Origin of the sequence: Gallibacterium faecale (assembly GCF_027920745.1) — a bacterium.
Classification (GTDB): domain Bacteria; phylum Pseudomonadota; class Gammaproteobacteria; order Enterobacterales; family Pasteurellaceae; genus Gallibacterium; species Gallibacterium faecale.
Genome location: NZ_JAQIBB010000106.1, coordinates 1 through 10,053, shown reverse-complemented (window position 1 = coordinate 10,053; position 10,053 = coordinate 1). Strand labels below are relative to the sequence as shown.

Below are 10,053 nucleotides of genomic sequence, written 5' to 3'. Positions count from 1 at the left end.
AAAAATGATCACTTTTTTTGCCTGAAAATCTTATTTCCATTCGGGCAAGTGTAAGAGGGAACCCACTAAAGCATTTATTAAGATTCCTAATAAAACTTATATTTCGCAGTTTTTAATTATCATAGATATCGTAATAAAATGGCTAGAACTTCAATCGAAGCACTTGTCTGTGTATTAGGTTGGTGTCTTGGTGGTGTGGTAGGTATTGGTACTTTAGCTTTTGCCTTCGGCATTGGTTGGATTTTACAATTCACTCTAGTAAAAGTTATTCAACCGCTGATTAAAAAGTAACAAGATAATCATATCGTATTTTAGGTTTCGCCTCAGGTTGTTTTTTCTGGGCGAAACCTAAACAACAATTAACGAAAAAAGCAGTGGTTACACATTAAATCTAAAGTGCATCACATCACCATCTTGCACGATATATTCTTTTCCTTCTAAACGCCATTTACCCGCTTCTTTCGCACCATTCTCACCGCCAAATTGAACAAAGTCTTCATAGCTAATCACTTCTGCACGAATAAACCCTTTTTCAAAGTCAGTGTGAATTACAGAAGCTGCTTTTGGTGCAGTCGCACCAACTGGAATTGTCCAAGCACGAACTTCTTTAACTCCAGCGGTAAAATAAGTTTGTAAATTTAATAACTTATATCCCGCACGAATCACACGATTTAATCCTGGCTCGTCTAAACCAAGTTCTTGTAAAAACTCAAGTTTCTCTTCGTCTTCAAGTTCAGCGATTTCAGCTTCAATTGCGGCACAAACTGGTACCACTACCGCACCTTCTTTTTCAGCAATTTCACGTACCCGATCTAGATAAGGATTATTTTCAAAACCATCTTCATTCACATTCGCAATATACATAGTTGGTTTTAATGTTAAGAAGTTATAGCTCTTAATTGCTTGTAATTCTTCTTTATCTAATCCAATTGAACGAATCATCCCTGCATTTTCAAGCACAGGTAAGCATTTTTCCATAATAGACAATTCAAATTTTGCCTCTTTATCGCCACCTTTCGCACGTTTTTGTAAACGTTGAATCGCTTTTTCACAACTTTCTAAGTCTGCTAAGGCTAACTCTGTATTGATGACTTCAATATCATCAGCAGGATCAATTTTGCCAGCCACGTGTACAATATCATCATTTTCAAAACAGCGTACTACATGACCGATGGCATCTGTTTCACGAATATTCGCAAGGAATTTATTACCTAAACCTTCACCATTTGATGCCCCTTTCACTAACCCAGCAATATCTACAAACTCCATAGTTGTTGGTAATACACGTTGTGGATTAACAATTTTTGCTAATTCATCTAAACGATTATCTGGCATTGGTACAACCCCAGTATTTGGTTCAATTGTACAAAATGGATAGTTTGCAGCTTCAATACCTGCTTTAGTTAATGCATTAAACAGTGTTGATTTACCCACATTCGGTAAACCAACGATCCCACATTTAAATCCCATAAATTATCCTTTCTATAAATTAAGCTCGGAATCCATTTAAGCGATTCATCGCTTTATCAATTCCATCTTTAATTAAAATTTCGATACAACTTTCGGCTTCATCTAACGCTTTATCAATCAAAGTTTGATCTTGCGGAGATGGTTTACTTAACACATAACTTGCGACTAAATTCTTATCGCCAGGATGTCCAATACCAACTCGTAAACGATAAAAATTTTTGCTATTGGCAAGCTGTGCAATAATATCTTTCAGACCATTATGCCCGCCGTGACCACCACCAAGTTTTAACTTCACACTACCGGGTGGCAGATCTAATTCATCATGAATAACTAAAATTTCTTCTGGCAAAATCCGATAGAAACTTGCCAATGCGCCAACTGACTTACCACTTAAATTCATAAATGTCGTTGGCACTAACAAGCGTACATCTTGCCCAGAAATTGTTGCTATTGCGGTTTTGCCAAAGAATTTATTTTCATCTTTCAATGTTAAGTTAAAACGGCGAGCGATCCGCTCAATTAGCCATTCTCCAGCATTATGGCGTGTATCAGCATATTTACTGCCTGGATTGCCTAATCCTACAATCAATTTTATTTTTGCCACAATTTATTACCCTGTCGCTAAAAACGGCTTGCTATTGTATGCAAAAACCCCTGTTTCTACAATCGCCAATCATCATAATTGATCTGTTAGCCTATGAGGATAGTGGAAATTCTTTTCACTACTCTGTTATTTAGCTAGGTATCGTCAATGCAGTGAATCTCTTAAACCAGCAAAGAGAACAAACTAAGATCTGTTATCCATATAAAAAGTGAGATACGGATCATAAAATAAACAACTCACGATTTAGTTTTAAAAAAATGTTGTTAAAATGCCATTAATTTATTACACATTTTTAACAATTAAGGGGTTAATATGGCTATTTCATCTCAAACCGTTATCCAACAAACAGAAAAATATGGTGCAAATAATTATTTACCTCTCCCCATTGTTGTAAGTAAAGCAAAAGGAATTTGGGTGGAAGATCCAGAAGGAAAACGCTATTTAGATATGCTGAGTGCCTATTCTGCGGTTAATCAAGGCCATTGCCATCCTAAAATTATCCAAGCTTTAAAAGATCAAGCTGAGCGTGTTACTTTAACTTCTCGTGCATTTTTTAATGATCAACTTGGTCCTTGGTATGAAAGAATCTGTAAACTCACTGGTAAATCTATGGCATTACCTATGAATACCGGAGCAGAAGCCGTGGAAACTGCAATTAAAGCTGCCCGCCGTTGGGGTTATGACATCAAAGGTATCGCTGACAATCAAGCAGAAATCATTGCTTGTACTGGCAATTTCCATGGCAGAACGATGGCAGCTGTATCCCTCTCTTCTGAACCTGATTATCAACGAGGCTTTGGTCCATTACTTGGTGGTATAAAACTTGTTCCTTATGGCGATCTTGACGCATTAAAGCAAGCTATTACCCCTAATACAGCAGCTTTTCTTGTCGAACCAGTTCAAGGTGAAGCAGGTATAGTCATTCCACCAAAACATTATCTCCAACAAGCTTATCAACTGTGTAAACAACATAATGTGCTGTTTATTACAGATGAAATTCAGTCTGGTTTAGGTCGTACCGGTAAGCTTTTCGCTTGTGAATGGGAAAATGTTACGCCAGATATGTATATTCTCGGAAAAGCCTTAGGTGGTGGTGTATTTCCAATCTCTTGTGTTGTCGCAGACAAAAGTATTCTTGGTGTCTTTAATCCGGGTTCACATGGTTCTACTTTCGGTGGTAACCCACTTGCTTGTGCCGTTTCTCTCGCTGCCTTAGATGTCCTTGAACAAGAGAAATTAACCGAACGTTCACTAGAATTAGGGGAATATTTCCTAAATGAATTGAAAAAAATTGATTACCCTTATATTAAAGAAGTGCGAGGTAAAGGGTTATTCATCGGTTTAGAATTAACTAAACCGGCACGTCCTTATTGCGAAGCGCTTAAAGAAAAAGGATTACTCTGCAAAGAAACTCACGATAATGTGATTCGTTTTGCTCCGCCATTAGTCATTGAAAAAACAGATCTTGATTGGGAATTAGGGCAAATTAAAGCTGTTTTAACTGAACAAAAATAACGCTTATTAAGCTTGTTTACGACTTTCTCATTCAACGTTTCTTTTCTAATTAAAACCTGTTATCTTATTGAGAATTTTTCTCAATAAGATAACAATACATGATACGCTATATTTATATTTTTCTTGGTTTTCTCTGTTTAGGACTCGGTATTTTAGGGGCTTTTCTGCCCGTATTACCAACTACGCCATTTCTGCTTTGTACTCTATTTTTCTTTGGTAAAAGTTCATCTCGTCTGGAAAATTGGTTTAAACAAACAACTATCTATCATAAATATCTAAAAACCTTTAATGAACAACGTGCCTTAACCAAAAAAGCAAAATTTTCTATTTTATTTATCTCTACCCTGATGATGGCATTTTCGTTTTATGCAATCCCAAATATTTTCGGAAAAATCACTATTTTGCTTTTATTACTCGTCCAATATTGGTTCTTTTTCTTTTGGATTAAAACATTACCTGAATAATATTCCATCACTTCTCAATGACCCCGTATGAATAACATATTATTTTAGATCTAGCTCAAGAATCTACGCTTAAAAACCGCTAAAATTCTACCCGCAAAGTGTTATAGCTGTTCAATTCGGACGCTTTGTTGTTGTGTGTTATTCATAAATACAAAAGGAACTTTCTATGATTTGGCTACAATTTTTAGTTGTACTCTTCTTTATATTTTTAGGCACTCGCTTAGGCGGGATTGGAATTGGTTTCACTGGTGGTTTAGGTGTAGTGGTATTAGCTATGTTAGGTTTAACCCCGGGTGAAATTCCATTTGACGTAATCTCTATCATTATGTCAGTAATTATGGCAATTGCAGCAATGCAAGTCGCTGGTGGTATGGATTTTCTCGTTAAATGGGCAGAACATATTTTACGTAAACATCCAAAACACATTACTTTCCTTGCACCAGCAGTAGGTTATTTTATGACTGTGTGTGCAGGTACAGGTCATACCGCATTCTCAATTCTCCCTGTGATTGCAGAAGTTGCTAAAGAACAAGGCGTTCGTCCATCTCGTCCACTTGCGATCACAACTGTTGCATCACAAATTGCAATTACTGCATCACCAATTTCAGCAGCTGTTGTTTATCTTGCTGGTGAAATCGAAAAAACCTATGGAATTGGTTATCTTGAATTATTAGCAATTTGGATCCCAACCACTTTCGTGGCTTGTATGATTACTGCTTTTATTTGTAACTTCTTAGGTAAAGAATTAAAAGATGATGAAGAATATCAACGTCGTTTAGCTGCTGGTTTAATCAAATTACGTGGTGAAACTCAAATCGAAATTAAACCTTATGCAAAACGTTCTGTGGCAATCTTCTTAGCAACAGTTATTATCGTAATGTTCTATGCAACTTTAATCAGTAAAACTGTGGGCTTAATTGATAATCCTATTCTACCTCGTAACGAAGCTATTGTGAGCTTTATGTTAGGTGCAGCAACATTAATCACTATTTTCTGTAAAGTTGATGTAAGCAAAATTACTTCTGCAGCGACTTTCAAATCAGGGATGTCTGCATCAATCTGTGTAATGGGGGTTGCTTGGTTAGGTAATACTTTCGTTGCAGGCCATATTAATGAAATCAAAGCGGTTTCTGCTGATTTATTGAATAACTATCCTTGGATGCTTGCTGTTGTATTATTCTTTGCAAGTACACTACTTTATTCTCAAGCTGCAACTGCAAAAGCACTCTATCCAACTGCAATTTTACTCGGTGTATCTCCACTTTCTGCGATCGCTGCTTTCGCTGCAGTATCAGCTTTATTCGTTTTACCAACTTATCCAACCTTAATTGCTGCGGTAGAAATGGATGACACTGGTTCAACTCGTATTGGTAAATTCGTATTTAACCACCCATTCATTATTCCAGGGGTGATCGCAATTTCACTCTCTGTTTGTTTTGGTTTCTTATGGGGAAGTTTATTTATCTAAACTACTCAAACTCAATATATCGAGGGAAGCATTATGCTTCCCTTTTTAATTTAATAACAGAATCTATCTAATATTTTATAGATATTTATCTCTAATGATTATTCAGGATTTCGCCCTAAAGGGCGACTTCATTTTATTCGCAAGCAAGCTTGCTCACCCTAACGGGCTGTTGCAAGCAACGTTCAAAAAGCTAACGCTTTTTGTCATTACTCGTATAAAGAAAACGAAGCAAAAGACAACGCAACGCGTTGAATGTTGCTAAAAGCAACAGCCTAACGGGTGAGCGAAGCGAATAAACACGCCCTCGCACACTTGCTGTTCCTCATTCCAATAAGATTTTCCGAGCGGCAAAAAACAGAGATTTTTCTCACTACGTTCGAAAAATGATCACTTTTTTTGCCTGAAAATCTTATTTACATTTGGGCAAGTGTGAGAGGGAACCTAATAAACATTTATTAAAATTTATAACTAAATTTAAAGCTTACGAACAATCTGAAAGAAAAATATATAAACATTCTTTTTATTTCCTATAATCAAAAAAACCTCCCATCTAAAACGGTTTAGCTAAAAATCCCTGTTTTAATCAAAAATTTGTTTTTTTTCCTCAAGATTTCTTTTACTAACAAAAATAAATTGGGTTAAAATTAGCCGATTTTTTATTTGACCAACCATAATCTAAGGAGTCCTCGTGTTTAATCTTATCGAAAACGACATCCATCTAGGTGAAAAAGCTGATGATAAACAACAAGCGATTACTGCTGTAGCACAAGCATTCATCAACAAAGGCTTAGTTGAAGAAGGCTATCTACAAGGTATGCTAGCACGTGAACAACAAACATCTACTTTTTTAGGTAATGGTATCGCTATTCCACACGGAACATTGGATACTCGCCACCTAGTAAAACAAACGGGTGTACAAATTTTCCAATTCCCTAACGGGGTCAAATGGAGTGATGACAATATTGCTTATTTGGTGATTGGGATTGCAGCAAAATCAGATGAACATCTCGCTATCTTACGTCAATTAACCCATCTATTAGGTGATGAAGAGATTGCTGAAAAATTAGCAAAAACCACTGATCCACAACAATTCATTTCCCTCTTTAATGGCAATATCGTAGATACCGCGTTCATCTCCTTAGATATTGATACCAACAGCTTATTGACCTTAACTGCAATTAATGCAGGCAAATTACAAGAAGCCGCCGCAGTTGATGCACAATTTGTTAGCGAAGTCATTGCATCTGCTGCATTACCATTAGGTAATGGTATCTGGGTAAATGATAGCGTAGCAGGTAATAGCAAAAATGCTGTGGCAGTTGCTCGTCCAAAACAAGCATTCCAACACAACAATAAACAAATCAATGCATTAGTTACTGTGGCTAGTATCGATCAAAAAGTTGATACCGTATTAGCGAACTTACTCGATCCACAATGCCAACAAGTTTTATTAACTGGAAATGCAGAACAAATTAAAGCCGCTTTACAAGGTGAACAAGTTACTGTAACTGTAACTGAAACAGCAGCACCACCTGCTAATCAAGCAGCTCCAGCAGCAGAATCTCATACAGCAGTCGGACAGCTAGAGGCGACTTTTGTGGTTAAAAATGAACACGGTTTACACGCTCGCCCATCGGCTGTATTGATTAACGAAGTGAAAAAATACAAATCAACCATTCAAGTAAAAAATCTCGATCGTGATACTGCATTTGTTAATGCAAAAAGTTTAATGAAAGTAGTAGGTTTAGGAACAACTAAAGGTCAACGCCTATGCTTTGTTGCTGAAGGTGAAGATGCAGAACAAGCATTGAAAGGAATTGGCGAAGCAATTAACGCTGGTTTAGGAGAATAATATGCCTCATATTGCTACCATTACCTTAAACACTGCATTTGATTTAGTGGGCCGTTTACCAAGAATCCAACTTGGTGAAGTGAATACCGTAGAAACCTTAGGGATCTATCCTGCTGGGAAAGGGATCAATGTAGCTAAAGTCTTACATGATTTAGATCTGCCCGTCACCGTAAGTGGTTTTCTTGGTGAAGATAATCAAGGTGATTTTATCCAACTTTTCCAACAGCTTGGCTTAGAAGATCGTTTCCAACGTGTTGCAGGTAAAACTCGCATTAATGTCAAAATTACTGAAACAGAAGCAGATGTCACTGATCTTAACTTCTTAGGTTATCAAGTGTCTGCTGAAGATTGGCAACGTTTTGTTACCAACTCTTTAGCTTGGTCCAAACAATATGATTTAGTTGCAGTCTGTGGCAGTTTACCGAAAGGGGTAGATACAGAAGCCTTTAAATCATGGCTAAAAGCATTAGGACAACAAACTAAAGTAGTATTAGACAGTAGTAATGCTGCACTTACCGCTGGATTAAAAGCCACACCTTGGTTAGTTAAACCAAATCACCGTGAATTAGAAGCCTGGATTGGTAAACCACTCAACTCGCTTTCTGAAATTATTGCTGCTGCAAAACAACTAAAAGCTGAAGGAATTGCGAATGTAATTATTTCTATGGGGGCAGAAGGATCATTATGGATTAGTGATCAAGGCGTATTGCAAGCTCAACCGCCAAAATGCACCAATGTTGTGAGTACAGTAGGTGCTGGTGATTCTATGGTAGCAGGCTTAATTTATGGTACCCAGCAACAGCTTTCACAAGAACAAACATTACGCTTTGCCTCTGCCGTTTCTGCGATGGCAGTTGCCCAAAGTAATGTCGGTGTAGCCGATAAACAAGCGTTAAACCAATTAATCGATCAAGTTAAGATTACCAAAATTGAGGAATAATTAATGAATATCTATCTCCATTCACAAGAAAAACGTGGTAATGCAACGTTATTCTTATTAAAACAAATGGTAGCAAAAGCAGCTACTCAACAAAATCATCAAGTTGTCGATCAAGCTCAAGATGCAGAACTGGTTATCGTATTAGGTCAACAACTTAGCCACAATGCAGCATTCGCTGGTAAAAAAGTGTATTTAACCACTTTTGATCAGGTATTCAATGCACCAGAAAATACATTACAACAAGCACTAACTAATGCGACTCCTTATCAAGCCGCAGAAAATCATACAGCAACTAATGAAGTGATTAGCAAAGATCGTCCACTCAATATTGTTGCAGTTACCGCTTGCCCAACTGGCGTAGCCCATACCTTTATGGCAGCAGAAGCAATTTCAACTTATTGTCAAAAACAAGGCTGGAATGTCAAAGTTGAAACACGTGGTCAAGTTGGTGCAAGTAACTTAATCTCTGCGGAAGATGTTGCAGCAGCAGATTTAGCCTTTATCGCTACCGATATTGACGTTGATCTCAGTAAATTTGATGGCAAATTGATGTATCACACTTCAACTGGTTTAGCTTTAAAGAAAACTGCCCAAGAATTCGATAAAGCATTTAAAGAAGCAAAACCATATCACCATAAACAAGAAGCAAAAGCGGCTGAAAAAGCAGAAAGCCAAGACAAAGGTGAGAAAAAAGGTATTTATAGTCACCTAATGACTGGGGTATCTCATATGTTACCAATGGTGGTTGCAGGTGGTTTAATTATCGCTTTATCTTTCGTCTTTGGTATTGAAGCCTTTAAACAAGAAGGTACATTAGCTGCCGCTTTAATGAAAATTGGTGGCGGTAGTGCCTTTGCATTAATGATCCCAATTCTTTCTGGTTATATCGCTTACTCTATCGCTGACCGTCCAGGACTAACACCAGGTCTTGTTGGTGGTATGCTAGCCAGCTCTCTTGGTGCGGGTTTCTTAGGCGGTATCATCTCTGGTTTCTTAGCTGGTTATATTGCTAAAGCAATTAATGATCATATTAAATTGCCACAAACAATGAATGCTCTTAAACCAATCTTAATTATCCCATTCCTCTCTACTCTGTTAGTGGGCTTAATTATGATTTATATCGTTGGTGAGCCTGTTGCTTGGGTAATGAACAGTATGACTGAATTCTTAAAAGGAATGCAATCTGGTAGTGCAGTTGTACTTGGTATTATCCTTGGTGCAATGATGTGCTTTGACTTAGGTGGTCCAATTAACAAAGCGGCTTATACTTTTGGTGTGGGTTTATTGGCTTCATCTTCTTACTTACCAATGGCAGCGATTATGGCCGCTGGAATGGTACCAGCACTTGGTATGGGTATTGCGACCTTTATCGCGCGTAAGAAATTCACAGCAAACGAATTAGAGGGTGGTAAAGCATCTTTCATTCTTGGTCTATGTTTTATCTCTGAAGGGGCAATTCCATTTGCAGCTCGTGACCCAATGCGTGTCATTCCAAGCTGTATGTTAGGTGGTGCATTAACAGGAGCATTATCTATGGTCTTTGGTGTGCAACTTATGGCACCTCATGGCGGGATCTTTGTATTGGCGATTCCAGGCGCAATTCAACCTGTATTAACTTACCTTGTTGCAATTGCTGCAGGTAGTTTAGTGACTGGTGTACTTTATGCTGTAATTAAGCCAAAAACATTAGAGGCTTAATATTTCTTATCTCCTCATCTCCCCTAACCCCTCTTCACGAGT

General features: G+C 37.6%; 9 protein-coding genes. 7 read left to right on the top strand and 2 right to left on the bottom strand.

The window, feature by feature from the left end; all coding sequences use genetic code 11:
- The first annotated feature begins 138 nt into the window (after window positions 1–138).
- A complete protein-coding gene (locus tag PF272_RS11470; protein WP_271142859.1) occupies window positions 139–291 on the top strand; it encodes a hypothetical protein in 153 nt (50 codons plus the stop codon).
- Window positions 292–378: 87 nt separating this feature from the next.
- Here the strand turns inward: PF272_RS11470 and ychF are convergent, their stop codons facing one another.
- Together ychF and pth are read right to left on the bottom strand one after the other, a co-directional pair.
- Complete coding sequence (ychF, locus tag PF272_RS11465) at window positions 379–1,470, bottom strand: redox-regulated ATPase YchF (RefSeq protein WP_065234967.1); 1,092 nt, start codon at window positions 1,468–1,470, stop codon at window positions 379–381.
- 19 nt (window positions 1,471–1,489) lie between these two features.
- Complete coding sequence (gene pth, locus PF272_RS11460; RefSeq protein ID WP_065234966.1) at window positions 1,490–2,074, bottom strand: aminoacyl-tRNA hydrolase; 585 nt, start codon at window positions 2,072–2,074, stop codon at window positions 1,490–1,492.
- A gap of 312 nt (window positions 2,075–2,386) precedes the next feature.
- Here pth and PF272_RS11455 point away from each other — a divergent pair, with 312 nt between their 5' ends.
- The 6 genes from PF272_RS11455 (at window position 2,387) to fruA (ending at window position 10,011) form a co-directional block, all read left to right on the top strand.
- On the top strand, window positions 2,387–3,589 hold the full coding sequence (locus tag PF272_RS11455) for an ornithine--oxo-acid transaminase (protein ID WP_271142858.1): 1,203 nt from the start codon (window positions 2,387–2,389) through the stop codon (window positions 3,587–3,589).
- Window positions 3,590–3,687: 98 nt separating this feature from the next.
- Complete coding sequence (locus tag PF272_RS11450) at window positions 3,688–4,053, top strand: YbaN family protein (RefSeq protein ID WP_413789456.1); 366 nt, start codon at window positions 3,688–3,690, stop codon at window positions 4,051–4,053.
- Window positions 4,054–4,219: 166 nt separating this feature from the next.
- Complete coding sequence (locus PF272_RS11445; protein ID WP_271142857.1) at window positions 4,220–5,521, top strand: anaerobic C4-dicarboxylate transporter; 1,302 nt, start codon at window positions 4,220–4,222, stop codon at window positions 5,519–5,521.
- 688 nt (window positions 5,522–6,209) lie between these two features.
- On the top strand, window positions 6,210–7,373 hold the full coding sequence (gene fruB, locus PF272_RS11440; protein ID WP_271142856.1) for a fused PTS fructose transporter subunit IIA/HPr protein: 1,164 nt from the start codon (window positions 6,210–6,212) through the stop codon (window positions 7,371–7,373).
- A gap of 1 nt (window position 7,374) precedes the next feature.
- A complete protein-coding gene (fruK, locus tag PF272_RS11435) occupies window positions 7,375–8,313 on the top strand; it encodes a 1-phosphofructokinase (RefSeq protein WP_271142855.1) in 939 nt (312 codons plus the stop codon).
- Window positions 8,314–8,316: 3 nt separating this feature from the next.
- Window positions 8,317–10,011: a PTS fructose transporter subunit IIBC gene (gene fruA / locus PF272_RS11430; RefSeq protein WP_271142854.1), complete on the top strand. Its 1,695-nt coding sequence runs from the start codon at window positions 8,317–8,319 to the stop codon at window positions 10,009–10,011.
- The last annotated feature ends 42 nt before the right edge of the window (window positions 10,012–10,053 follow it).